The following is a 25,114-nucleotide window of genomic DNA, read 5'->3' as shown; positions in this document are numbered from 1 at the left end:
CGCGGGTATCGCATCAGGGAACACGAATCCGCGAGACGACAGGAGACCACATGAGCGTGATCGAGGAACAGGTCGAAGTCCACGTCCCGGTGCGCACCGCCTACGACCAGTGGACCCAGTTCGAGTCGTTCCCGCACTTCATGGAGGGTGTCGAGCGGGTAGAGCAGCGGACGAACACGCTGACCCACTGGCACACCTCCATTGCCGGGGTCGACCGCGAGTTCGACGCGGAGATCCTGCACCAGGTGCCCGACGAACGGGTGTCGTGGAGCGTGCTCTCCGGGCCGAAGCACCGCGGCACGGTCTCGTTCACCCCGGAGGACGCGACGCACACCAAGGTGTCGCTGCGGATCGAGTACGAGCCCGAGGGCGTCGTGGAGAACGTCGGCGACAAGCTCGGCATCGTGCGCGGCCGGGTGAAGGGCGACCTCAAGCGCTTCAAGGAGTTCATCGAGGAGCGCGGTACCGAGACCGGTGCGTGGCGGGGCGAGGTCAAGCCCGGGGACTCGCGGCTGTGACCGAGGTCTGCGGCCGGACCGAGGTCGTCGCCCCGGTCGACTTCGTCCGGCCGCACTGGCACCGCGTGGAGTCGTTCCCCGAGTTCATGCGGGGCGTGCGGGCCGTCCGCCGGACCCTTGGCGAGCTGACCCACTGGCAGCTGGAGGACCAGGAGGTCCCCGTGCGCGTGCGCACCAGCCGCCGGGGGATCTCGTGGTCCACAGTGGATGGACCGAGGTACGAGGTGGTCGTGCTCTGGCGCGCCTTGCCCGGCGGCCGGACGCGCATCACCTGGCGCATCTGGGTTGACCAGGACAGCGAACTGGGCACCCCGAAGGAACTCGCCCTTCGGTTCCAGGGCGACTTGGAGCGCTTCGCCGATCGCATGGTCTCGATCAGGGGACTGCGCATCGACCACGGTGAGGCGTGGCTGAAGGACCCTTACGGCGGACGCCAACCGGTTGCGCTGTGAGGAAGGCCGTTCTGGAGGACGGGGCGCGGGACAACCGCGCCCCGCCCGGCACTCTTCACCCGGAAACCGTTGTACGATAAGCACACCCCGCTTCTCTCCCGCCCGCCCCCATCCTCCGCCAGCGTGGTCGGGAGAACCCCGTTTCGTACTCATTACCGTGAATTAGAGCGCTCCAAAAGCCGTTAAGAGTACGAAACGGGAGAACTCTAGGTGGGTTGGGTTGGGGGGTGGAGGAGGGTGATGAGGGTGGGGAAGTCCTGATCCGCGGCGCGGGGGCCGAGCAGCGCGCGGAGCGGGATGAGCAGGTGGCCCAGGAGGTCCGGGTGCACGCCCTGAGCGGTGCTGGCGGCGCTGATGTTGCCGATGGCGACGGCCTGCATGTCGGACGGGGAGTCGGAGTCGTCACCGCCGGTAGCGGACAAGCCTGCCGTCGCGCTCAGCCATGAGGGCAGGAGTGCGGACAGGGCCTCTGCGTGATCCGGGCCGACCAGGGCCAGCGCGTGGCTCACCCCGGAGAACTGGCCGTACATCGCGCTGAGCAGGGCCAGGTCGTACAGCGAGGCCAGCCCGGGATCAGCGCCCACGAACTGGGCCGCGCCGAGGCCGTCGAGTGCCCGCGCGTGCTGGTCGAACGAGGACCGCGAACCGCTGTAGAGCACCAGCGACCCGGGCTGGCCGATCATCGGCGGCACCGCCATGATCCCGCCGTCGAGGTAGTCGGCGCCGATCTCAGCTGCCCACGCCGCGGTCTCGCGGGCCTGGTCAGGGGTGCCGTTGGTCAGGTTCACCACGGTGCGACCGGCGAGCGCGGCACCGGCGCCGCCGAGGACGTCGTGCAGGGTCGGGTAGTCGAGAAGGCAGATGACCACCAGCGGGCTCGCGGAGATCGCGTCCTCGACGGTGGCGGCCCGCACGGCGCCGTTCGCGACGAGGTCGTCGGCCTTGCCAGCGGTGCGGTTCCAGACGGTCGTGGGGTGTCCGGCTTTCAGGAACGCGGCGGCCAGCGCCTTGCCCATCGAGCCCAGTCCGATGACGGTCACCGGGACGTTGTTCGTATCCATGGCGCCCACTCTGCGAAAACCCGGTCTAGGTCCGGTCTAGGTACGGTGTTGCCGTGCGTTTCGGAGTGCTCGGTCCGCTTGAGGTGTGGACGGCGGACGGGACTCCGGTGGTGGTCCCGGAGTCCAAGGTCCGCGCGTTGCTCGCCGACCTGCTGCTGCACGAGGGCGAGTTCGTGTCGGCGGATCGGCTCATCGACGACCTCTGGGGCGAGCGGCTGCCGGTCAACCCCGCGAAGACCCTCCAGACGCGGGTCTGGCAGCTCCGGCGCGCGCTGGGTGATGCACGAGAGCTGGTCGTCTCGCGCCCGTCCGGCTATGCGTTGCGCGTCGAGCCGGGCATGGTGGACGCGGGGCGGTTCGAGGCCCTTCGCGGGCGAGCGCGGGCGGTGGACGATCCCGGCGCCAAGGTGAAGCTGTTGACGGAAGCGCTGGAACTGTGGCGCGGTCCGGCCTTCGCCGAGTTCCAGGACGCGGAGTTCGCGCGCCACGCCGTCGAACGCCTCTCGGAGAACCGGTTGGCCGCGCTGGAGGACCGGGCCGAGGCGTGGCTGGCGGCGGACGGGCACGACGCGGTGGACCTCCTCGGTGAGCTTGGCGAGCTGGTGGACCGGCACCCGCTGCGGGAACGCTTGCGCGCCGTGCACATGCGAGCGCTCTACGGGGCCGGGCGGCAGGGCGAGGCGCTGGAGGGCTACGACCGGCTGCGCCACCGGCTCGCCGAGGAACTCGGCCTGGACCCGGGGCCGGACCTGGTGGCGCTCCGGCAGGCGATCCTCGAACGCGATCCCGGGCTGAGCGCCGAGCCGCCGACGAACCTGCCCGCCCCGCTCACCGCGCTGATCGGCCGCGTGGCGGCGGTGGCCGAGCTGCGGGCCCTGCTCGGCGACAGCCGCCTGGTGACGCTGACCGGGCCGGGCGGCGTCGGCAAGACCCGCCTCGCCGTCGAAACCGCCAGGCAGCTCACGAAAGCGTTCCCGGACGGCGTGTGGCTGGTCGAACTCTCCGGGGCGGACCGCGGGGTGGCCGACCTCGTGTCCACTGTGGTCGGACTCCGCGAGGACACGCCCGGACCTGGGTTGGAGCAGCGGCTCGCGAGCATGCTGCGGACGAAACGACTGCTCCTGGTGCTGGACAACTGCGAGCACGTGGTCGAAGCCGTCGCGGAGCTGGCCGAGCGGCTGTTGCGCGCCGCGCCGGGCGTGCGCGTCCTGGCGACGAGCCGTCAACCCCTTGCCGCGGAAGGCGAAGCGGTGTGGCCGGTTCCGCCCCTGGACCCACCCGAAGCCGCACAGCTCTTCGCGGCGCGTGCCGCTCCGGGGTTCGTCCTGGACGAGGGCGACGCCGAGGCCGTCGCGACGATCTGCCGCAGGCTCGACGGGATTCCGCTGGCCTTGGAGCTGGCGGCGACCCGGTTGCGCGCGCTCGGCGTGCGGGAGCTGGCCGCGCGGATCGACGACCGGTTCGCGTTGCTGGCCGAGGGACGGCGCACGGCACCGAGCCGCCAGCGGACGTTGCGCGCGGTGATCGACTGGAGCTGGGAACTGCTGACGGAGACGGAGCAGACCGTGCTGCGGCGGCTGGCCGTGCACGCGGACGGCTGCACCCTCGACGCGGCGGAGGCGGTGTCCGGCGGAACGCTCGACGTCCTGGCCCGCCTGGTGGACCGGTCGCTGGTCGTGATGATCGAGACGGCGGACGGGCCGCGGTACCGGCTCCTCGAATCCGTCGCGGCGTACTGCCTGGAACGCCTGGACGAAGCAGGGGAGACCGAGGAACTGCGAGCGCGGCACCGGCACTACTACACGGAGTTCGCCGAGCAGGCCGAGCCGCATCTCCGTGGCCGGGACCAGCGACAGTGGCTTCGGCGGCTGGACGCGGAGAGCGCCAACTTCCACCGGGCGCTCGACGGCGACTCCGCGCTGCGGCTGGCCAACGCGCTCGGGTGGTACTGGTTCCTGCGCGGCAGGCTGGGGGAGGCGCGCCGAGCCCTCGACGCGGCGCTGGACCTGGGCGGCCCGGCGCCGGTTCGAGCGAAGGCCGAGGTCTGGCGCGCGGGCTTCGCGTTGCTGATCCGCGACGCGGCCGACCCGGACTCGGTCGAGCCCGGCCCCGCGTTGCTGGACGCCGTCGAGGACCGCGCACAAGGCGAATGGTTCTTGCGTTTCACCCAGAAGGGATTTGGCGCACGTGCTTCCGGCGAAAGACTGCTCGCCGATCTCCGTGCGGCCGGGGACCAGTGGGGCATCGCGGCCGCGCTGAGCACGGAGGCGTTCGCGCTGGCCGCGACCGATCTCGCGCAGGCGCGGCGGATCGGCGCGGAAAGCCTGGCCCTCTTCGAGGAACTGGGCGACCGCTGGGGACAGGTGAAAGCCGGGCAGGTGCTGTCGCAGCTGGCCGAGGTGGCGGGCGACTACGACACCGCGGTGCGCCTGCGCCGGGAAGGGCTGCGCAATGCCGAGGAACTCGGATTGTGGACCGAGGCCGCCCACGAACTGGCCGGGCTGGGCCGCAGCGCGTTGCTGGCCGGCGATTACCCGGAAGCGGAGAAATTTCACACCCGATCGATGCACATGGCCGAGGAGCAGTCCTATCGATGGGGCGTCCAGCACGCCGAGATCGGGCTGGCGCTGGGCGCCCGGCGGCAGGGCAGGTTCGCCGAGGCGGAGCGGCACCTGCTGAACTGGCTCGACTGGTGCAGGCGGTGGGGCGGGGCGCACGGCCTCGCGTTCATCCTCGCTGAACTGGGCTTCACCGCCGAACAGCGCGGGGACGCCGCGACCGCGTTCGCCCGGCACCTCGACTCCTACGCCACCGCGCGCTCGACCGGGGACCCCAGGGCGGTCGCCCTCGCGCTCGAAGGGCTCGCCGGGGCGCACGCCCTTTCCGGCGATTTTCCGCACGCCGCCCGGATGCTGGGCGCGGCGAGCGCCTTGCGGGAATCCGCGGGCGCGCCGTTGCCACCAGCAGAAAGCGCCGACATCGACCGGATCTCGACCGTCATCCGGCGGGCCGTGGGCGAGCCCGCCTTTGCCGAGGCATTCCGGCTGGAAGGCGAATTCGATCCGGACTACATCGTCCGGGTGGGGCAAGGGTTGGAGTGAGTTCTTCTTTTTTGCTAGGGTTGTTTCGTACCTGATATTCAGACAACTTCTTCTTGGGTGATGTCGCATGGCGCAGCGCACTGTTGTGCAGTTGATCGATGATCTGGACGGCACGAGCAGCGAGGACATCTCGCGTATCGAGTTCGGCCTCGACGGTCTGACCTATGAGATCGACCTCAATGAGGAGAACTCGGCGAAACTCCGCGCCGTCCTCGAACCGTTCGTCGCCAGCGCCCGCAGGCTCGGTGGCCGGGCCAAGCGCGGTACCCGCCTCGGCGCGCCCGCCTCGGGCCGCAGCAAGGACGAGACCAGGGCGATTCGTGAGTGGGCCAAGGCCAACGGGCACGAGGTCTCCGACCGGGGCCGCATCCCGAGCACGGTGATCGAGGCCTACGAGGCCGCGAACCCCGCCGCCGCCTGAGCTCTTTTGCGCCGGCCGACCCGGCGGGTGCCGGAGGGCTTTCTTTACCGAAAGCCCTCCGGCGTCCGCCGGGTTTTCGGGTGAGCGGCGTCAGCCGGTGGTGACGCGGATTGTCCCGATGTCCGGATCGGCCGGGTGATGACCTCACCAGGCAGGATCGCCGGAACACCGGGCTGATAGGGACTGATTGTCTCGGCCGCGATACGACCGACCGCCTTATCGGCGTCGACATGCCCGGCCGGGCCGAAGAACGCATCCCTCGGCGACAACGCCTGCTCAAGCTCCAATTCGCCCGGATCGGGCAAGTCGGTCGGTTTCGCCATCGGCTGGTCATCGGCGCGCTGGACCACCGCGCGCGCGGCCGCCACCAGTCCCCCAACGCGGACTCGTCGTCGGCGACCGTGATCTGCGCAGCAAGCTCTTCGTCATCGCCCGGTCGTCGAGGCCGTTCATCAGGATCACATTGGAGACGAAGACGTCCGGGCGCGGGCGGTCACCAGGCCCAGCAACACCATCGCCGCGCCGAGTCCGAAGTGGAGCCAGTCCGCGGCGGCGTTGAACGGTACGAAGTTCGCCGCGCTCGTGTCCTCCGTGAGCAGGCCGTAGCCCCACAGCGCCAGGCACACCGCGCCGCCGCCGATCAGGTACAGCCGCGCCGACGCCGGATTCCGGCCGAACACCAACCCGCCGACGCCGAACAGCAAGTGCACGACGTTGAGCAGCACGGACACCGCGAACACCCCGAACAGCAGTGCGGCAGAGTCCTGCCCCGCCATCCGCAACTTCTCGTAGCCGGTCGTCGCACCCGGGACGAACCCGAGAATGCCCAGCGCCAGGAAGACCGCGCCCACCCATGCCGCGACAGGCTGGACAGGAGCACGGATCTCAAGCGTCATGCGCTTCGGCTACCCGGGCCCCACCACCGCAAACGCCCCCGCTTACGTGCTGAATGAGTCATTGCTGCCCTCATTGCTGACCGACACGAACGGTGCAGCCGGAGCGTGAGGGGCCTGACATGGGGTTCAGCGTGTCTAGGGTGGTTGGGGACGACGTTGAGGGGGGTGGCGTGATCATGGCTAAGCGTGCCCCGAAGCGGTCGGCCAAGCGTGCCCTGAAGCGGGTGCGGGCGGAGAAGCGGCCTGAGATCCCGTTCACGCCGGACAACGACGCGGCGTTGATCTATGCCCGCGAGTCTTACACCCAGGATGGTTCCACGGCGGAGGAAGTTCAGTTCGAGAAGGGCACGCGGTGGGCTAACGCGTTCGATATCCCGATCGTGGACACGATTTCTGACCTGAGTGTGTCGGGTGCGCTGTCTGCGTTCGAGCGTCCTGAGTTGGGGCCGTGGCTGGGCGAGAATCCCCCGGCGCATTGGAAGACCTTGATCGTGACGAAGCTCGATCGGGTGGGCAGGGACACCGAAGATATTCTTGCGTTGTTTCGGTGGGCGCGTGAGAACGGCAAGCGGATTGTGTTCGTGTCTGAGGGCATTGACACATCGATGGAGCTTGCCAAGCTCATTATCACGGTGCTTGCGGCTATCGCGGAGATGGAGCGCGGTCGGATTGCCGAGCGGATTGCCGATGCGAAGGCCAAGCACCGGGAGAACGGTCGGTGGACGGGCGACCGGTACGTGTACGGCCTGATGCCGGTGCGCCGGGAGAACGGTGAAGGGCTCGAAATCGCGGTCGACCCGGTCGCCGTTGAGGTGCTACGGGAGCTGTCCGCCAAGGCCCGGAGTGGCGCGCGGCAGGCTGACCTCATGCGCTGGCTGAACGATCGGGAAATCCCGACTCCGATGGAGCGGACACGGCAGCACAAGGCGGAACGGGAGAACCTTCCGATGCCGTCGCTGGGGGCGACGTGGGCTCTACCGTCCGTGCGGGACATTTTGACGAACACCCATCTTGTCGAGTGGGGAATCTACAGCGAAGCGGAACACAAGGAGATCAAGGCGAACATTCTCCGGCCGGAACTTCAGGCACGGGGAGCGCGCCGGATCATGCCGTTCTCCGGGTTGTTCGTCTGCCCCGAGTGTGCCGGACCGTTGTGGCTCAAGCAGCGAACGAATAAGTACACCAAGAAAGACGGCACGGTACAGGTGTATGCGTCGAAGGCGTGGCACTGCCCGAAGAAACACATCACGTGTGCCGATGTCGACGGCCTTGAGGCGCTGGCGATGGCGGAGTTCACCCGCGCGTTCTCCGCTGTGATTGTCCGGGAGCGTCGGGTGGTGCCACCGACCGATCACGCCAATGACATTGCGAGGCTGGAACGCCGCTATGCCGAAACTATGGCCTCGGTGGTCAAGGCCCAGCCGGACGAGCGTGCGGTGATCATCGCGAAGGCTGAGGCGATGATGGCTGACGTGGACCGTCTTCGGGCGTTGCCGATCGATCCGGGCGGCCTGCGGTGGGTGGACACCGACACCGTGTGGTCGGACAAGGTGCGCGGCCTTGACCCGATGGTCAGGCGGGATGTGTTCCTGTCCTTCGGGGTCCGGTTCGTGGTCATGGCGGCTGATCGTGTCGTGCCCGTGATCGAGGTACCGACCGGGGCACGTGATCGGGACGTGCCGAACATCAATACGCGGGGTGGTGCCGTGATCGAGATCAGCACCGAGACCGGGGCACGGTTCGTCGGGGTGGCGCCCGGCGTGACCGTGACGCCAGATTCTGAGTCCCTGCCTGAGCACGTGGAGATGTTCGAGGAGACGCCGGAGGTCTGGCGGGACGTGGCACGCCGCACCAACCCGATCTAGAAGGGCTGTGGCCCTTGCGCACGGTGCGCAAGGGCCACAGTTTGCCGGGACTGGCCTAACACGGGGTTCGGTGTTGCGGCCATACCGCGTCGATTCTGGCGAACACCTCCTCAAGCGTGGCGCCGCTGACGGCGAACCACACGCCGCAGTCCTGTCCCGCCGTGAGCGTCACCCGAACCCGCCCGGCAACCGGTTCGGTATGCCCGCCGTCAGCTCCGGTGGTGCTCGTCCGTTCCGGATGCTGGTGGGCGTCGGGATCGGTGTCGTTGTCACGGCCGTGCTGGTCATCGTCGCTGCTTTCGTGATCGGTGCGGGTGGATGGCGGTGCGGGTGCGCTAGCTGTCATCGGCACCCCCGCCCGGCTGGGGGAGGGTGCCCGGCGACGGTGCCGGATCACCCGGTTTTCCGGGGTTTTCGGTGCTCGACCGGTTGCGCTGGTTCCGCCTCCCCCGACTGTGTTTCGCCTGGTCAGGCGGGGGAGTTTGCTGGGGGAGTCGGGTGGGGAGAACTCCCCCGCTCCCCCTGGCCTCCCCCGCTGCTTCCCCCTGTGTCTGCGCGCTCGTGTCGCTGTCGCGTCGGGTGATCGCGCGGGCCACTTCCTCGGCGATGACGTACATGTGTCCGCGAATCTTGCGCGGCCGTTCGCCGTGCGTGCCCATCTCCGCTTTCAGGTCGGAGAAGCCCCATGTGCCGTAGACATCCGGGTTACGCGCGGCCAACCGGCTGAGCACGGTCTGAGTCCTCGCACGGGTGTCGCCGTCGAGCACGGCGGCGATGTCGGCGAGATGATCGACCGGTGCGGCTTCGATCACCGGACGGCTAGAGGCCGTGATCTCACGCCCGGTGTGTTCGATGGCAGACAGGGCGCGCGCGATGACCGGGGACACCATGTCGGTGCCGTCCTCGAACGGGATGTAGAAGCCGCGCACCAACTCGAACACGTTGTCCGTCAAGCCGACCGCGACGGCGGTCCCGCGATCCTTGCCCATCCGTAGTTCGGTCGCGCGGATACCGGCCTTGTACTTGCCGGAGCCCAGCAATCCGTCATTCGCTACCTGGTCGGCGACGCTGAAGGCGGCGCCGCACATGACGTTGCGGGTGATCTCGCGGGGGATGCTGTCCTTCGTCGGCGACTGCGTGGCCAACAACAGGACGATCCCGTACTTGCGTCCGCGCTTGACCAACCGCACCGCGAGTACGGCGGCCTGCTTGCCGTACTTCTCGTGCTGGAACAACTCGTGACACTCGTCAATCGCGATGATCAACGGATGCAGTCCGAGCGAACGGCGGTCGGCGAGCTTGCGCGAGACCTTCGGCGGACGTCCCGGCTGCTCCCCGAGCACCTTCCCCCGGCGCTCCATCTCCTCGACGAGGTCCGAGAGGGCTTGCACGGCGGCTTCGGCCACCGTGTCGTCCATGCCCATCCGATAGCGGGTCAGGCGCGGCGCGAACGGATCGAAGTCCGGGGACTCGCCCATGACGAACACCCACAACTCCGCCGTGGGATCAAGAGCCGCACCGAGCAGGAGCGTCCGCAGGGCGGCGGACTTGCCCTGTCCGGGTCGGCCACCGACCAACCAGTTCGCGCCGATCAACGGCGCGTTGATGACCGCTCCGCGCTGGGAGAGTCCGAACGGGACGCCGTCGAACACATCCACGGTGCCGTCGTGCTGCAACGGCCATTCCCCGGCGCCACTGGACAACGCGCCCTTGTCGGCGATCCAGAGATCGAGGATGCACGCCTCATCACCCATGGTCGGCCACACTTCCAGGGTGGCGCGGCCGATGTTGGCGGCCAGGCGGTCCCGCCGATCCGCGACATGATCAGCCGTGACCCCGACCGCTGGGAGCCGGATTTGCATGGCGGTGCCGTCTCCGTCCTTGCGCGCGGCGATCGTGTAGTGCAGTTGGCCGCCGGTCTTGAAGAACTGGGCGAGCGGCGCGATTCCCAAGTGTGCCAACGCTTTCGACACCATCCGCTCATCCACCCACGAATCCGCGTCGTCACGATCCGGTCGCACCAACCAGCCCGCACCCGGTGAGGTGTCCCGCCCCTCCACGGTCGCGGCCACCAGCACCCCCACGAGTCCGGCGAAGGCCAGCCACGGGCCAACGGTGGCGGTGATCAACACGAAGGCATCGATCACCTCGTACACCGTCGCCAACCAGTCCCACATGTCGGCGCGATCGAGGAACGAATCGATCAGCCACAACAATCCGCCCAGCACGGCCAGTACTGCGGCCGTGGTCAGGCCACGGGTGAGCACGAGCCCGAGCCGCGCCCATCGCGCTTGCGCGTCGGCACGGATCAACTCCTGAGCCTGACGGCGTGCCTCCGCATCCCCCGCGACACGAGCGGTTCGGGCGTCGGCGCGGAGGTCGCCGTAGGTGAACCACGTCCACGCCTTGGCGGTCCACCGCCACACACCCCGCACCGTGAACCACACCAACCGCACCGCATCCACCGGGGCCTTGCGCACCCGGTAGACGGCCACTGACCACGCGTGCCGGACCGTGTCCGATGTGGACACCGCCGCAACCGCTCGCCTCCACTGCGCAGCGAGCCACATCCACGCCGCACGGCTCAGGTACCGAACCAGTGGGCGTTGTGCACTCGCGCGCGGCTCAGGCGCACGGGAGCCACTGACGAACTCAGCGTCGAACACCTTGCGCACCAACCCGTTGCACGCGTTCACGTCGCCGTTCACGGCCCGGTTGTTCTCAGGAGTCTTCACGGGCACCCCCCGCGACGTCGGCCGCGAGAGCGGCAGCCAGACGGGAGGACAGGCCACGGGAGCAGTTCGTCACCGACCGCACCCACGCCGGAGTGACCTCTGTACCGGGCGTCCACGCCTGTCGCGCCTGGTTGAGGTAGTCCGCGAACGACGTCCGTGGGGACGGGCGTTCACGGCGCGGTTGCGCCGGTTCATGAACGTCCGCCTGGTTCACGGCCTCGATGTAGGCGACCTGCACGGCTTCGGTGAGCTTGTCCCGCACGTCGGTGACCGCTTCGGCGGCCACGAACACCACCAACGGCGGCACCGAGTGCAGCACCACCCCCGCCGCAGACCCGGCAGCCCACGACGACCACGTGTTCATCACGTACGTGGCAGCGAGGGTGAACCACTTCGCGCGGCGCACCCACGGCCCAGTCCGAACCTGGTACCGGGCGGTCACCTGCTCCGCTCGCAGAATCGCCAACAACACCAGGGACACGGTCGGATCGAGCAGCCACGCGGCCAGCCACGGCAGCGACCAGGCCGCCGAACCAGCGGCGGCGAAGTGCTGCACGTTGGACATCGTGAACGCCAACCCGAGCACGATCCCCGCCCAGCACAACCGGTCCACCTGGGCGCGGATGCGCTCCACGCGCATCGCCACCACGTCCGGATGGGCCAGATACGCCCGGAATTGAGCTGCTTCGGCGGCGTCCGCGGCTAGCCGCGGAGCGCGTGATTGTGTTGTCTGCCAGGCACTTTCACTCTGTCCAGTGTGGACATAATCGACAGTCGGGGTCATCGGCGACCACCCCGCCGAGGGTCCAGCGCGGTCACCGTCAACGACCGCACCAACACGAACGAGGCCAGCAACGCGGGCAGTCCCAGCGCGGCGACCACGGTCCAGAAGTTCCGCCCCGGATGCGTGATCACCACCCACTGCACCGCCACGATCAACGCGGCCGTGAAGAACACCCGCCCCGCCAACGACAACAACCGGACACCCGACCGAGCAGCCTCCCGAGCCGCACGCGCCTTGCGCACACCCGTCAGCCACAACACGAACAGCGCGAGCAACACCACGCCAGCAACAACAAGCTGAGCGCTCGTAACGTTCATCGGCGTCACGGCTGCTCACCCCCGCCCCGGCGATCCGCCCAGGACAGGAACACCCGACGCCGGTCGTCCTCGTCGAGTACGCCCCAGATCCCGGACGTGGTCTCACCAGCGGTGCGCAGCTCCCACTCCAGACACTCGGCGGAGACCGGGCATTCCGCGCAGATCCGCGCCGTCTTCAGCCGGTCCGCCCGGTCGTCGCCGGACCACTCCGGGGCCTGCCCGGACGTGTACAGCCACTGACACAACCCATCCCGCGACACCGCATCCCGCAACTCGCCGGTGGACGCATCGGCGAACCGATCCCAACCGGCCGCCACCTCGTCGGCGAACTCCTCATGCTCGTTCACAGCGACACCCCGCCTTCAGCGGCGGCGGTGTCCACGGCCACGTGAGCCAACGCGTGCGCCGGAACCAGCATCCGGGACCGACGCCGCACCACCGGCAGACGACCGACCCGGATCAACTGGCACACATGCGAGTTATCAACACCCAGAAGCCACGCGACCTCTGCGATAGACAGCAACACAGAATCAGAGGAATTCATCATTGTTTGGTCCTTTGCTCGATGACTGCGACTCGTCGAAGTGCGAGCCGCTGCCATTGAGTTAAAGACCAAGCAACGGGCGAACCCAGTAAAGTCGCGCATAGCTTCCATGCGCGACTGGGATCAAATTAGTGCAGCCCGCGCATAGCAACTATGCGCGGGCTACATGGAGGCCAAAGCAGGGACTTACGCGGTCATCAGTTTGAGAGAGTCATTGAATGTCTCAGCTAGACTTTCAAGCGCTGCCGCGCCCTTTTCTGCGGTTGCAAGGGACGGCTTTCCGATTATTCCGTTGTCGGTGTACTCGCGCATGCCCAGCATGAGCAGATGCGGCCGATCGGGCGCATCATGGTCATTATGTGCATAACTTTCACCAACGAGGTCCGGGAAGGAATGCAGAAGTATGGACGTTTCCCATTCGCCGCCGTGCATGTCATCGCTGGCAGTCGTTAACATTCCAGCGCGCGCCCGCGCACGATCGATGTCCTTACGGGAAGGGAAGAGTGCCAAGCACGTCTCGCGCACATTGGCTTCTTGGGCTATATTAGATAGAACATAGTTGCCGCCATGGCCATTTACCATAACCAAGCGATTGACGCCGGTCCGGGCAAGTGATTCTCGAATATCCGAGATCGTGTCGATCAACGTGCGCGCCGTAATACTTACCGTTCCGGCAAATCCTTCGTGCTCATGAGAGCATGAAATCGTGATGGGCGGAAGCAGGAGCAGGGAGTATTGATTAGCTATTTTTTGTGCAATTACGCACGCCACGATAGTATCTGTCGCAAGAGGCAAATGGTTGCCGTGTTGCTCGAAACTGCCAACGGGCAGTACGGCTACCTTTGCAGCACGCTCTGACTCTTCTACTGACGTAGCGACGGTCAGCAAATGCACAGTTCTCCGGCCTCCGTTCTATTTTCGTAGAGACTTCACCCAAAGGTCGAACTGTCGCGCCTCGTCCGTGGCACCGTGGGCAACAAGAATGGACGGTATTCGAGCGAGCTGCTTTTCTGTCCTGAATGAGCCAGTTTCCCGCGCAATCTGAAGAGCATGCCCGGCGACATCTATGGAGTGCTCAACTTGTTCTCCGGCTGCATAGGCGACGGCGAGTCGCGCTAGTCCTAGTCCCAAATCGCGACGAAACTCGGATGGCCAGGTCGATAGGCCGCGCTGCAACGCGTCAATTGCCTTTTGCGCCTGCCCTAGCTCTATCCAGCAATGCGCGGCTTCCATCTCGATGTACTCAGGAGTGCAGTACTGTGCAATGTCGTTGTCATCCACTATCTCGCTACCGGCGCACTCATGCGCTTCCTCTAGCGCACGTGTGCACGCGTCCGCGTTGCCAAGTAGGGCGTGGGCATGTGCGCGCTGGCGGAGTGCAACCGCCCGCTGGCGCGGCGAAAGTTTGCCCGATTCAGCTAGGGCCTCATCTGCCAGTTTTAGCGCCAATTCAGGGCGACCGGCATCAGTGGCGATGTTACTTCGCCGCATGAGAACATAAGACGAAAGACTCGCATCTTCGCTTTCCCGGGCATAATCGAGAGCCGCGCTCGAAATCTGCATTGCACTATGAAGAGATCCAGTGTCCTGATAAATCCAGCCAGCAAACTCCGCGTATCGTGATCCTGCCCACAAAAGTCGAACTCGATCCTTGCCACGCGCGGTGGCAACAAGCTCGTCAATAAACCGCAGCTGCTCCGGTACTATATTGACAAGCGACTGAGGTCCAGCAAGATTGTCGGTCGCAGAATAGCGATCCAATGTTCCTAGAAGCGAATTTGCAAGCTCGGAACCTAGATGAAGACTTGCCGCAGGAACAAGGGGACCGCCTGGCAGCGGTATAACGCCACTCGCGGGTTTCAGGTTACGATCGGCGAAGCTTTCCGGAAACTTGAACCACAGAAGGTCTTCCGGCATTTTAAGCGCTTGCGCGTAATGAATCAGCTTCTCAAGCGTATCGACTTTATTTCGACCGGACTCGATTCGGCTCAGCTGAGACTGAGTGACAGTTCCCAGCCATCGACTCAAAGTCTCTTGAGAGAGAGGTCTGTGGCCGTGAGTGGGATGATACCTGTAAGCCCTTAGTATTTCTCCCATATCGCGAGTAGCGAATACATCCCGCATCTGATCCGTGTGCCAGAAGTCCGGGCCGAAGTTGGGGGCGTGATCAGAGCCCACCCCGTTGAGCTGGCGGCAGCGGGCGCAGAGGCTTGGGCGGCTCTCATGACTCAGGCGCCCGCCACACTTCATGCAGTAGCGACCGGTCAAGGCCATCGTCGACACCCCCTGTGGCCAGGCGACACGTACACGTCCAGCCTCCATGATAACTCTGTAGAGATCAGTATGCGCGCCGCGCATAAAGATCATGCGCGGCGCGGGCAACTTTCTAGGTTGAGCTTTCGTAACGTCCTGTCACGCCAGCGGTATACGGGCCGCACCCCGCATCGCAGTGACAGGAAGAGCACCAATGCCCGATAAGCTTGTGGAAATCGAGCGACGCGCCATCGCTGACTATCGGTTGGCACTAGGACTTGAGCTGAAGGCGCGACGCATGGCCGCCAGATACACCCTTGCCGAGCTGTCTACGCGCACCCTCATTCCGGCTGAGACTTTGCGGGGCTACGAACACGGTGGTTCTCAGCCGCAGCTAATCAGACTTGCCAGCATTGCCGACGTGTTTGGGGTATCGGCGCTAAGCATTCTGACTTCAACGGCAGAGTGCATATATCGGGCTAACGGTGCACCAATCCCCACCCCGGAGAATGTACCGAAAGACAAGATCGTACTTCGCGCGATCCTGTTCTATTGCGGCGTTCTTCCGTCGCAACTCGCGAAGATCGAAGCCGTTCCGCTAGCGCGACCTACTGGCACTCCGGATATCGACCTTTGACCCGCTGAGTGCCGATCACAAGCTTGACCTTGGTTGGACAGAACGGAATTCGCACAGCGTCTTGATCGTTCGGATTTCTTTCGTCCTCCCATATTACTAGCAACGGACACCCACTCTGCGAGGGTTGCGATGACACAAGAGGGATGGTGGGCATTGGCCCCACTAGCGCTTGTCGCACTCGCAACCGGAACGTGGATACTGATCGATGTTATTCGTGCAGTAGCCCAGCGTGCGAAAGTATCCGAACCCGCGCAGTCAGCGGAGCGGATTTATTGCAACGCGATCACGTGTAGCAAGGACAGGCTAGAGCACCGCGTTACGGATACTGATTTTTACCAGGGACAGCCTAGCGGGCGCTATGCCGCCTTGTGTGGGCATGTCGTAGAACCATTGCCTATGGCGGCGCCGTCTGGCCACCCCTGTGCGGCTTGCCTGGGGGTTCTGCGCACCTTCTCGGATGGTGCGTAATGAGAAGCCCTCTGCCTGATGACCCGAGCGCGCCGAATCAGCTTGCCAAGCCTGTGATCGACAGTCGGGCGAGTGCCGCCCGCGCTCTGTTCGGGTTGTTTATGTCCAATGTGGATGCAGGGAACGACGCGGCTAACGACGAGTTGATAGCGCTCATGGATCAGCGCCGTTATCGCACAGTTGACGATGCGTAGAAAGACAGGCGACGTGAAGCGTGTGGAAGTGACCAGGGGCCAACTGTTGCGCGGTGCGGTTCTCGTGGTTGTTATCGGGATTGAGATAGGTGTCATCGCGGGCGTGGGTATTGCGGTTAGTTTGCGGACTGTTGACGTGTGGGTGGGTGATCGGGATGTTCTGGGCGCTGTCACTGTGGTTTTGCTGATCTTGTTTGGCGCGTTCTGGACGGGATGGCTTGTGCGGCGGTGGTCGGCTCAGCGGCGCGATGCTGTGGGTGGCGGGGGCGAGCCGTCGTGATCCCGTCCTTGTTTGTTGCGGGGGAAGGGTTTCCCGCGCGCACGGTTACTCCTTTCGGTCGTGCGAGCGGGGAAGAAAGCCCTGTCGAATTGGGTGTCGGCAGGGCATGGCGCTGTTGCACGTGCGGCGCCGCGAAGGACACGCGGGCCGCGACGCGGCCAAGATGGGTGGATGGTGGCGTGGCCCGCGTGTCCGTTGTTCGTGCTCGGGATGGCGCTGCCGGAAGCCGCGTGGTGTCCCGAATGACGCGCCCTGTCTGGGCTGCGCGTGGTGCGACAGGGCAGTCAACGAATTCGTGCCCTGTCGCACTCCGCTCGGGCGCCGACTGGTTGGGGCTGTGCCCCTCGTGCGGCGGCACGGTCCAGTGGAACGGCAAGACGGGTATCTGCGAGGACTGCGGTAAGCGGTTCTCCATGCCCAAGTAACACCGGCTCTCGTTCTTCGGCGTACGCCGAGAAGACGTTTCCCGCTCCTGCGGTGAAGCGTCTTTTCGTCGCAGATAAGGGGATTCAGGTATGGGCGATGTGGTGGAAGGGCCTGTGCGCCTGCGCGGAGAGGAGTTGAGTCAGACGGTTGAGCGGTTGTGGGTGACGAAGCGGACCACGGTAGAAATCGCGGTGTTGGTGGGGGTGTCGGCTTCTCACGTCGGCGCGCTCGTTCAGCGATTGAGCTACCACACATGCGCGTGTCGGCACTCGTGCGGGCATGAGCGTGGCGTCATGACACCCCCGGTGGATGCCGCACGAATACGGCGACTGGTCAACGCGGTACCGAAGGTTCCCGAGGGCGAGCGCTACCGGTTCGCTGAGCGGTTCCCGGCGACGGTCACGGCCATGGCGGCAGCGACCAGCGCGGGCGCGACGGCGGAACAACTCGCCGAACGGGTCGGTGTCTCGCGAACGACGATTTCCGCCGCGCTCGCGCGCGAGCAGGTCCAGAGATGCGTGTGTCAGTGCCGGGTTGACCAATCCGACACTCTGCGACACCCCCGCAGACGGCGCCTGAGTCCAGACAAGCGCAACCGCATGGTCACCGAAGCTGGCGAGCTGTACGGGCAAGGGTGGCCACTGCGCGATCTCGCCGACCGCTTCGGCGTCTCCTACACCACCATGCACAACCTGATGAGAGAGGCGGGCGTGCCACTGCGGCGCCCCGGCGGCGACGTCCGGCGACGTCCGGCGACGCAACCGCACATGCCCGTGACGCCGTCATCCGATCGCCCCTCCATGGGCTCGTATTCGTTGCTATACAAGGGATCTGAGACTGTGAACGACAACGCGGACGACAACAACGACGCTGCCACATCGGTCCGCCAACACACGGAAGACAGGGCAATGGCGGCATTCCATGCCTGTGAGGCGGAGCGAGGGGCGAACGAGGAAGAGCGCGCCTACTTGGCTTCGTCGTGGTCATGCTGCTCGCGGCCCTTGCTCCGGTTCTCCGGGTGGTGGGCGGGGTGCGCCCGGTGCGACAAAGTCTCGGCGGTGCAGCCAAAGCGGTTGTGGGAGACGGACCACTCCACCGAAACCGGCGATGAACGAGCACACGACGAACTGTCCGCTACGGGCCTAGAACCGTTGGGGGACAAGCAGACATGAGCAGCGAGCTTGACCCGACGGCATACGCAAAGCTCAGCCGACCGCAACGGATCGTCAGTGCCTTCTACGACTGCGGTCGCAAAGCGTTCGTGGTGGCGAAGGCGTTCGACCTACCCCCCAAGACGGTCGTCAAAGTGTTGACCGCCAACGGTGTGCACGTGTGCGCCTGCCGGTGCAAAAACCACCCGGACAGCGTCGCCGCCCCGCCCGCCCAGCGCTCAGAAAGGACCCTGGTCGGCATCCCGCGCGGGATACACCTAGCCTCGATGTCAGAGCCGAGCGTGCGTCTGTTGGTGGCCGCGAGCATGGTCACCGCGCTCGCGGACGAACACCCCCGCGACGTGATCGCGATGCGGGCGGGCCTCAACCGCACCAACGTCGACGCACTTCTTGCCGAAGCCGCAGAGAACGGCGTGCGCCCCTGCGCCTGTCGTTGCCTGAACCCGGCTCGCTACCCGCCCGCGCCACGTGAGGATGTCAGTAGCGGCCCGGAAACGGTCAACCAAGCGCGGTACGCGATCGAGCAACAACTACGCGACCGCGCAGCACGCCGAATCGGCTTCTAGCGGAAGCCCAGGGGGACCATCTAGGTAGTTCACCGAAGCTAGACGTTCTGAAATCACATGCGGGCGCCCCCAGGGGAATTTTCCTGGGGGCGCCCGCATGTTTCTACCGGGACCACAACCCGGGGGATTCTCCGGTCCCGAGCAGCGGCGGCAACCGCACGAACGGCCTGCGGCGGTGCGGTGCGGCTCTACATGGGGGTGCAGTCGCGGAAGTCGACGATGGACCAGCCAACGCCGTAGCTGGTGCGGCGCGCGTGCACTTCGCCGATCACGATGCCGAACGGGTGCCGAACACGAGAGAAGATGTCGCCGATCATCGCTTCGCACAGAGGCATGACCGCGTTCGGGCCGGATTCCTGAACGGACAGACGCGGCCATGTCGGCCACGTCCAATCGGCGGTAATCGGCATCGGCGTCTTCGGCAGGTTCGCCCGCTCATGGAGCACGCGGATTGCCTCCATGCATCGCGTCGTGCCTCGATCCTGCTCATCGTCGGCGAGACCGTCGCGGCCGATGCCCGCGCGGTCGGCAAGGACGTGACGGGCGTGCGGGGTGATGATCTCCGGTGGGGCACTGCGGCACACCATCGCCCCGGCGTCTTCCTTGATCGCCGCGAGCAACACGTGTACGGCGTGCTCCGGGGACACCGAAAGCCCCTTCGCTCGCTCATAAGCCCAATCGAGGCGGTTCCGGTCAGCCTCAAGCTGTTGCTGCGCGACAAACCGCCACGCGTGCACGCCACTGGAGGTGAGGACCAACACCGCGCCGAGAACGAGGATGTACCAGCGCCCGGGGTACTGGCCAATGCCGACACCGAGCAGCACCAACCCCGCCACAAGGGCGCTTTGAGTCAGCTGATCTTCCGAAGCCCAGACCAAGGTGGCGTTGACCACGGCCAGAGTGACCACGGCGCCGTGGGTCTTCCACCACTGGCCTTGCCCCAGCACCGCCACGCCCAGCCGGAGCACAGCCACCACCACAACCGTGCCCACGGCAGCGGTGAACAACGCCGTCGCGTGCGGGACAAGCGCGAGCAGACACACCAGCGTGAGCAACAACGCGCCACGAAGCAGCGGCAGCGCTGCCCGATACCCGGAACCGGCGTCCGTGCTGTTCACAGCATCGATCGTGCGCCTGACCGGCGCATTCCGCATCCCACGCCTGCTCATCCCGGTCCCAGACGACCACCGCCACCAGACGGAGCCAACCAGGAACCGCCCCACCAGCCCCGCGATCAGTTGATCGCCTGACACGTGCCCACAGCGTTTCCGCTGGTCGCTCGTTTGTGTCCATCAGGGATGATTGCTATGGGGCAGTTGAGCTCCCTCAATGACTCATTCGCTCCGTTGAAGCCCCCAATGACTCATTCAGCACACTGGGGACCGTGAACGCCCTGGTCAGCGCGGTGGAGTTCCCTGAACGGGTCGTTAGGGGCGTTAGGTTCCCCGAACGGGTCGTTGGGGGCGTTGAGGTCCCTGAACGACCCGTTCAGGGCGTTGACGGACCTCAATGACCTGTTCGGGGCGGACGTGCACCTCAATGACTCATTCAGGGCGCTCAGCCACGCCAATGACTCGTTTGGGGCGTTGGGTTCCCTGAACGGGTCGTTCGGGGCGCTCAAGTCCCTGAACGGGTCGTTCGGGGCTTAACCGGCGAGGAGGTGGCGGGGTTGGTAGCTGTAGGGGCTGAGCGGGATGGAGACGCGGGGACTGGTGGTGGACAAGGGTTTCCGCGGTGGGACGAGGCGGGATTCGAGGGCGGTGAGGGTGGCCAGGTGGATCGAGGTGCGGTCCCACGCGCCGCACGGCCAGGCGACCGGGCGGCGCAGCACGGGGGTCCGGCAGCTGGGGCACGTGTAGCCGCGGCTGGGGTGGTCGACGGGGCGGTGGCCGTCGAGGATCGAACGCCACCAGGTGATGCCGAAGCGCAGCTGCTGCCGCAGCGAGGTCACCTCGGGGTCGGTCAGCACGGATCGGTCGGCCAGGGCGTTCAGGGTCGTGTAGACGGCGGCGACCAGGGTATCGAGGTAAGGGACCGGTGGAGTGGACCCGGGGCGATCGGACGAGACCGTCATCGTGCCTCCCTCTGCGGCGGTGCTCCCTGTCGGGATTTCCCGTCACCAGGGGAAAGAATGTCGGAGGAAGGCTGCGAAAGTGTCGCGGCCCCGTCACCGATGGCTAGTCGTAGCGGATCGCAGCAACCTCGGTGAGGCCGGACAGCGTAACGACCTGCTCCACTCCGCCGCCTCGGCGCAGCACCAGCTCCAGCCGCCGGGTGCGCGCGTGCGTGAAGAGCACGCGCAGCCCGGCGCTGTCGAGGTATTCCGCGCGGTCGAGTTCGACGACGATGCGCGCCCCGGCTCCGGTGAGCGCGGTCTCCAGTTCGCCCGCGTTGGCGACGTCGACCTCGCCGACCACTGTGACGGTGCGGATCTCGCCGTCGTCACGGCCGATGAACTTCGCGGTCATGTCGAGCGCCTCCTCCACATTCGGACCGTGGTGCCGTTGTTCCCGCTGTCGATCACGACGTCGTCCATCAGGGCGCGCATCATCCGCACGCCGCGCCCGCGTTCCCTCGGCGCGGGGTCCGGGGTGAGCCACCGGCCCGTGTCGGTCACGACGACCTCGACGCGCGACCCGTCGAGCCGGACCGTGACCCGGACGCGCCCGTCGGGGTCGGCGCTGTAGCCGTGCTCCATGGCGTTGGTGACGGCCTCGCACGCGGCGACGACGATCGGCTCCGCGGCGTCGGCGGTCACGTCGGCCCGGGCCAGCCACGCCCGCAGGTCGGTGCGCATCGATGCCAGCTTCTCGGCCAACGCGGGCAGCTCAAGCGCAAGCGGTGGCGGGGGATGCCGGTAGACGAGCACGGCGACGTCGTCGTCGTGGCCCACCGGGGGCAGCAGCTCGGCCAGCAGGCGGTCGGCGAGTTCGCTGGGCCGCAGCGCCGTGGAGTCGAGCACGAGCTGCTGCGCGGCGCCGATCCCTTCCAGCACAGGCACATCGCGGCGTTCGATCAGCCCGTCGGTGTAGAGCAGCAGCGTGGAACCCGGGCGCAGCTGGGCTTTCGTCTCCTGGCGCGAACGTCCTGGCATCACGGCGAGGGGCAGCGAGCGCTCGGACAGCAGCTCGTGCGTCCCGTCGAGGTGGGCGAGCACCGGCGGCGGGTGACCAGCGTTGCTGTAGCGGAGGGTGCCGTCAGCGGGGTCGATGACCGCGCAGAACAGCGTGGTGCACAGCGCGCCGGGGATCTGCGCCGCGAAGGTGTCCAGATCTTCGAGCGCCTGCGCGGGACCGTTGGCGCGCAACAACAATGCGCGCGCGGAGCTGCGCAGCTGGCCCATCACCGCGGCGGCTTCGAGGCCCCGCCCGACACAGTCGCCGACCACGACGCCGATCCGCCCGTCCGGCAGCCGCGCCACGTCGTACCAGTCGCCGCCGACCTCCAACGGCTGCACGGCGGGCTCGTAGCGCACGGCGAAGCCGGGCGGCAGGTCGGTGGGGCCGAGGATCGCGTGCTGGAGGGTCAGCGCGACCTCGCGGGCCCGTTCGTAGTCCCGTGCGCGGTGCAGCGCCTGCGCGAGGTGGCTGGAGAGCAGGCCGAACAGCGCCTCCTCCTCGGCGGAGAGCAACCGGCCGGTGCCGAGGCCGAGCCACACCGCCGCGTCGTTGCCACCGAGCGGGGCTGCGACGCCAGGCGTTTCGCTGAGCGCCACCAGCACGGTCGCCACCGGACGCGACTTCGCCGCAGTGAGGGCTTCCCGGGCTGCCTGGTGCAGGTCGCCGACCACCAACTCCGGGGCGCCGTCGGCGGAGAAGATCGCCGCGACCGCGTCCGAGACGCCCAAAGCCAGGCGCAGCGCGGCGATCCCCGAGCCCAGGACCTCGCCGACGTCGGTCGCGGCGGCCAGCACCGCGGCGAACCTGGTGATGGTGGTGTCCCGCTCCGCAGCCAGCTTCTCCGCGGTGACGTCGCGCAGCGTGCACACGAACAACCGTTCGCCGCCGTCGTCCGGCACGGTCGTCGTGCTCACCGCCACCCAGATCCGGTGCCCTTTCCGGTGCCGCAACGGAATCCGGAACTGGCCGCCGCTCTCGGCGAGGAACCGCTCGAACGCCTTCTGCTGCGCGCGGTGCTCCTCCGGCCACTCCTCCGCGTCGAAGAGCCACGGGTGCGGCCACGAGGTGGGCAGCTCGCTCGCCGGGTAGCCGGTGATCTCGGTGAACGCCGAGTTGATCTCGATCACCGCGCCGCGCCCGTCGGCGACCAGGAACCCCTCCTGGAGGGAGTCCACCAGCGCCCGCCGGAACCGCGACTCCCGGCTGCGCAGCCGGGCCAGCTCCAGGTTGGCGCGGACCCGGGCGACGAGCTCGTTGCTGGAGAACGGTTTCGGCAGGTAGTCGTCGGCTCCCGCGGCCAGCCCCTCGACGGTGTCGATCTCGCCGGAGCGCGCGGACAGCACCAGCACCGGGATGGGTGCGGTCGCCGGATCCGCCCGCAGCTCCCGCACCAGCCCGAACCCGTCCAGCCCCGGCGTCGTCACATCGCTGAGCACCAGGTCGGGCTGGTGCGTGCGGGCCATCCGCAGCCCGGTCGTGCCGTCTGCGGCCAGCAGCACCCGCCAGTGCGGCTCCAGCAGCCGGAGCAGGAACCCCCGCATGTCGGCGTTGTCCTCCACCACGAGCACGACGGCCGAGTCCTTGACGCCCACGGAGGAGGGCATCGGTTCCGGGGCGCTCCACCGCAACGCCTCTTCCAGGTACACGGTGGAGCCCCGCGGACGGTGCGTCGCGGCGCGGTCCGCGTCGGAGAGGGGGAGCAGCACGCTGAACTCGCTGCCGACGCCGGTCTCGGACGTCGCGCTGACACTGCCGCCGTGCAGCCGGACCAGTTCGTGCACCAGCGCCAGACCGATCCCCGTGCCCTCAGGCGAGCGTCCGCTGCTGCCCTGTACCCGGTGAAAGCTTTGGAACAGAAGGGGAATCTGGTCCTCGGGGATACCGACCCCGGTATCGGAGACGGTCAGCCGCGCGTGGTCGCCGGTGGCCAGCAGGCTCAGCTCGATCCCGCCGGAGCGGGTGTACTTGAGCGCGTTGGACAGCAGGTTCAGCAGCACCTTCTCCCACATGTCCGGGTCGACCCGGGCCGCGCGCGGCAGCGGCGGCGCGGACACGGTGAACTCCAGGCCCGCCCTGCGCACGGCGGGCCCGAAGGACTCGGCGACCTCCCTGGTGAGCGCGGCCAGATCGATGTCGACGGCGTCCGGCTGCAACCGCCCGGCCTCGATCCGGGCGAAGTCCAGCAGGTCGTCGACCAGCCTGCCGAGCCGCCCCGCGTTGCGCCGGATGATCCGCAGCCGCTCCCGCTGTCCCGCCGCGAGCGGTTCCGCGGCGTCGGCGAGCGCGTCCTCGGCGGGCCCGGCGATCAGCGTCAGCGGCGTGCGGAACTCGTGGCTGACGTTGCTGAAGAACTCGCTCTTGGCGCGGTCGAGCCGGGCGAGGGCCTCCGCCCGTTGCCGTTCCGCCTGGTAGTCCAGCGCGTGCGCGAGGATCTGACCGACCTGCCCGGCGACCAGGTCCAGGAACAGCCGGTAGTCAGTGTCCAGCGCGCGCCGTGGGCTGATGCCGAGGACCAGGGCGCCGATCGGCGCGGGCCTGCCGCTCGCGACGAGGGGCTGCACCACCACGTCGTCGCGCCATTCCGCCCGCCCGGACACCATGACCCTGGCCGCCGCGCCGCTCTCCGCGGCCACGTGGATCTCCGCGTGCGGGATGTCCGCGGTGAACTCGCCGAGCACCCGCCTGATCGCCTCGCACGCCGCGTCCGGGTCCACCGCACCCCGCGCCGCGGCCAGCTCGTGCAGCGCCCGCATGCGGCGCTCGCCGAGGACCTGGCGGGTGGTGTCGGTGGTGGCGACGAAGATCCCCAGCACCTCGCCCGCGCGGTCCAGCACCGGGCTGTAGGAGAAGGTCCAGTAGGTCTCCTCGACGTAGCCGTGCCGGTTGAGCAGCAGCGGGTGGTTGTCGGAGTAGGTCGCGCCCTCCCCGTCGAGCACCTTCCTGGCCAGCGGGCCGAGATCGGCCCACGCCTCGGCCCAGCACTCGGCGGCGGGCTGGCCGAGCGAGCGCGGGTGCTTGTCGCCGAGGGTCGGGACGTAGGCGTCGTTGTAGATCTGGAGCAGCTCCGGGCCCCACCACAGCAGCATCGGCACCCGGGAGGGCAGGCAGGTGTTGATCGCGGCGACCAGCTCCGGCGACCACCGTCGCACCGCCCCGAGCGGGGTCGCCGACCAGTCCTTGGCCGCGATCAACCGTCCCATCTCCCCCAGGGAGGCGAGCCGAGGTCCGTCGCGCACGCGCCATCGATACCCCGATCACCGGAAAACCAACCCTGCGGTTCACGACGAACGGCGGGGGTAGCCAGA

At 67.2% G+C, this 25,114-nt stretch carries 22 protein-coding genes; 8 read left to right on the top strand and 14 right to left on the bottom strand.

Annotated elements, in window-relative coordinates:
- Positions 1 to 50: 50 nt before the first annotated feature.
- Positions 51 to 518, top strand: coding sequence for an SRPBCC family protein (locus tag NLX83_RS31960; protein WP_254238947.1), 468 nt, complete (start codon positions 51 to 53; stop codon positions 516 to 518).
- Positions 515 to 970 (top strand): hypothetical protein, encoded by a 456-nt coding sequence (locus NLX83_RS31955; protein ID WP_254238946.1) that lies wholly within the window; start codon positions 515 to 517, stop codon positions 968 to 970. Before NLX83_RS31960 ends, NLX83_RS31955 begins: the two co-directional genes overlap by 4 nt.
- Before the next feature lie 206 nt (positions 971 to 1,176).
- Here the strand turns inward: NLX83_RS31955 and NLX83_RS31950 are convergent, their stop codons facing one another.
- A complete protein-coding gene (locus NLX83_RS31950) occupies positions 1,177 to 2,031 on the bottom strand; it encodes an NAD(P)-dependent oxidoreductase (RefSeq protein WP_254238945.1) in 855 nt (284 codons plus the stop codon).
- A 53-nt stretch (positions 2,032 to 2,084) separates the two neighbouring features.
- On the opposite strand from NLX83_RS31950, the gene NLX83_RS31945 reads away from it, so the two are divergent.
- Positions 2,085 to 5,132 carry a BTAD domain-containing putative transcriptional regulator gene (locus tag NLX83_RS31945; RefSeq protein ID WP_254238944.1) on the top strand — a complete coding sequence of 1,016 codons (3,048 nt, stop codon included), beginning with the start codon at positions 2,085 to 2,087 and terminating at the stop codon, positions 5,130 to 5,132.
- A 67-nt stretch (positions 5,133 to 5,199) separates the two neighbouring features.
- A complete protein-coding gene (locus NLX83_RS31940; RefSeq protein WP_254238943.1) occupies positions 5,200 to 5,553 on the top strand; it encodes a histone-like nucleoid-structuring protein Lsr2 in 354 nt (117 codons plus the stop codon).
- 44 nt (positions 5,554 to 5,597) lie between these two features.
- Here the strand turns inward: NLX83_RS31940 and NLX83_RS42100 are convergent, their stop codons facing one another.
- Positions 5,598 to 5,921, bottom strand: a complete 324-nt coding sequence (locus NLX83_RS42100) for a hypothetical protein (protein WP_308209415.1) — start codon at positions 5,919 to 5,921, stop codon at positions 5,598 to 5,600.
- Positions 5,922 to 6,011: 90 nt separating this feature from the next.
- The gene (locus NLX83_RS31930) at positions 6,012 to 6,449 is read right to left on the bottom strand and encodes a DUF4383 domain-containing protein (RefSeq protein ID WP_254238942.1); all 438 of its coding nucleotides are present in this window, start codon (positions 6,447 to 6,449) and stop codon (positions 6,012 to 6,014) included.
- Positions 6,450 to 6,625: 176 nt separating this feature from the next.
- On the opposite strand from NLX83_RS31930, the gene NLX83_RS31925 reads away from it, so the two are divergent.
- Positions 6,626 to 8,314, top strand: a complete 1,689-nt coding sequence (locus NLX83_RS31925; protein ID WP_254238981.1) for a recombinase family protein — start codon at positions 6,626 to 6,628, stop codon at positions 8,312 to 8,314.
- Between the two features lie 335 nt (positions 8,315 to 8,649).
- On the opposite strand, the gene NLX83_RS31920 is transcribed toward NLX83_RS31925, so the two are convergent.
- The 7 genes from NLX83_RS31920 to NLX83_RS31890 all read right to left on the bottom strand — a co-directional run bounded on the left by NLX83_RS31920 (position 8,650) and on the right by NLX83_RS31890 (position 14,968).
- The gene (locus NLX83_RS31920) at positions 8,650 to 11,049 is read right to left on the bottom strand and encodes an FtsK/SpoIIIE domain-containing protein (RefSeq protein WP_254238941.1); all 2,400 of its coding nucleotides are present in this window, start codon (positions 11,047 to 11,049) and stop codon (positions 8,650 to 8,652) included.
- Positions 11,036 to 11,833 (bottom strand): hypothetical protein, encoded by a 798-nt coding sequence (locus NLX83_RS31915; protein ID WP_254238940.1) that lies wholly within the window; start codon positions 11,831 to 11,833, stop codon positions 11,036 to 11,038. The genes NLX83_RS31920 and NLX83_RS31915 overlap by 14 nt, the downstream gene beginning before the upstream one ends.
- Positions 11,830 to 12,150 (bottom strand): hypothetical protein, encoded by a 321-nt coding sequence (locus tag NLX83_RS31910; RefSeq protein ID WP_254238980.1) that lies wholly within the window; start codon positions 12,148 to 12,150, stop codon positions 11,830 to 11,832. The genes NLX83_RS31915 and NLX83_RS31910 overlap by 4 nt, the downstream gene beginning before the upstream one ends.
- Before the next feature lie 5 nt (positions 12,151 to 12,155).
- Positions 12,156 to 12,497, bottom strand: coding sequence for a WhiB family transcriptional regulator (locus NLX83_RS31905; RefSeq protein WP_254238939.1), 342 nt, complete (start codon positions 12,495 to 12,497; stop codon positions 12,156 to 12,158).
- Positions 12,494 to 12,694, bottom strand: a complete 201-nt coding sequence (locus NLX83_RS41395; protein ID WP_256564768.1) for an excisionase family DNA-binding protein — start codon at positions 12,692 to 12,694, stop codon at positions 12,494 to 12,496. The genes NLX83_RS31905 and NLX83_RS41395 overlap by 4 nt, the downstream gene beginning before the upstream one ends.
- 186 nt (positions 12,695 to 12,880) lie before the next feature.
- Positions 12,881 to 13,588, bottom strand: a complete 708-nt coding sequence (locus NLX83_RS31895; protein WP_254238938.1) for a creatininase family protein — start codon at positions 13,586 to 13,588, stop codon at positions 12,881 to 12,883.
- 18 nt (positions 13,589 to 13,606) lie between these two features.
- Positions 13,607 to 14,968 (bottom strand): helix-turn-helix domain-containing protein, encoded by a 1,362-nt coding sequence (locus tag NLX83_RS31890; RefSeq protein WP_254238937.1) that lies wholly within the window; start codon positions 14,966 to 14,968, stop codon positions 13,607 to 13,609.
- Positions 14,969 to 15,161: 193 nt separating this feature from the next.
- Here NLX83_RS31890 and NLX83_RS31885 point away from each other — a divergent pair, with 193 nt between their 5' ends.
- The 3 genes from NLX83_RS31885 (at position 15,162) to NLX83_RS31875 (ending at position 18,690) form a co-directional block, all read left to right on the top strand.
- Complete coding sequence (locus tag NLX83_RS31885; protein WP_254238936.1) at positions 15,162 to 15,584, top strand: helix-turn-helix domain-containing protein; 423 nt, start codon at positions 15,162 to 15,164, stop codon at positions 15,582 to 15,584.
- A 1,457-nt stretch (positions 15,585 to 17,041) separates the two neighbouring features.
- Positions 17,042 to 18,124 carry a helix-turn-helix domain-containing protein gene (locus NLX83_RS31880; protein ID WP_254238935.1) on the top strand — a complete coding sequence of 361 codons (1,083 nt, stop codon included), beginning with the start codon at positions 17,042 to 17,044 and terminating at the stop codon, positions 18,122 to 18,124.
- Entirely contained in the window at positions 18,121 to 18,690 is a 570-nt protein-coding gene (locus NLX83_RS31875) for a hypothetical protein (protein ID WP_254238934.1), read from the top strand. Before NLX83_RS31880 ends, NLX83_RS31875 begins: the two co-directional genes overlap by 4 nt.
- Before the next feature lie 188 nt (positions 18,691 to 18,878).
- Here the strand turns inward: NLX83_RS31875 and NLX83_RS31870 are convergent, their stop codons facing one another.
- The 4 genes from NLX83_RS31870 to NLX83_RS31855 form a co-directional block, all read right to left on the bottom strand.
- Entirely contained in the window at positions 18,879 to 19,808 is a 930-nt protein-coding gene (locus tag NLX83_RS31870; protein WP_254238933.1) for a hypothetical protein, read from the bottom strand.
- 527 nt (positions 19,809 to 20,335) lie between these two features.
- A complete protein-coding gene (locus NLX83_RS31865) occupies positions 20,336 to 20,764 on the bottom strand; it encodes a hypothetical protein (protein ID WP_254238932.1) in 429 nt (142 codons plus the stop codon).
- Positions 20,765 to 20,867: 103 nt separating this feature from the next.
- Positions 20,868 to 21,158 (bottom strand): STAS domain-containing protein, encoded by a 291-nt coding sequence (locus NLX83_RS31860; RefSeq protein WP_254238931.1) that lies wholly within the window; start codon positions 21,156 to 21,158, stop codon positions 20,868 to 20,870.
- A complete protein-coding gene (locus NLX83_RS31855) occupies positions 21,155 to 25,045 on the bottom strand; it encodes a SpoIIE family protein phosphatase (RefSeq protein ID WP_254238930.1) in 3,891 nt (1,296 codons plus the stop codon). The genes NLX83_RS31860 and NLX83_RS31855 overlap by 4 nt, the downstream gene beginning before the upstream one ends.
- Between the last annotated feature and the right edge of the window lie 69 nt (positions 25,046 to 25,114).

This window comes from Allokutzneria sp. A3M-2-11 16 (assembly GCF_024213555.1).
Classification (GTDB): Bacteria; Actinomycetota; Actinomycetes; order Mycobacteriales; family Pseudonocardiaceae; genus Allokutzneria.
This window is presented reverse-complemented; position numbering and strand designations above follow the sequence as displayed.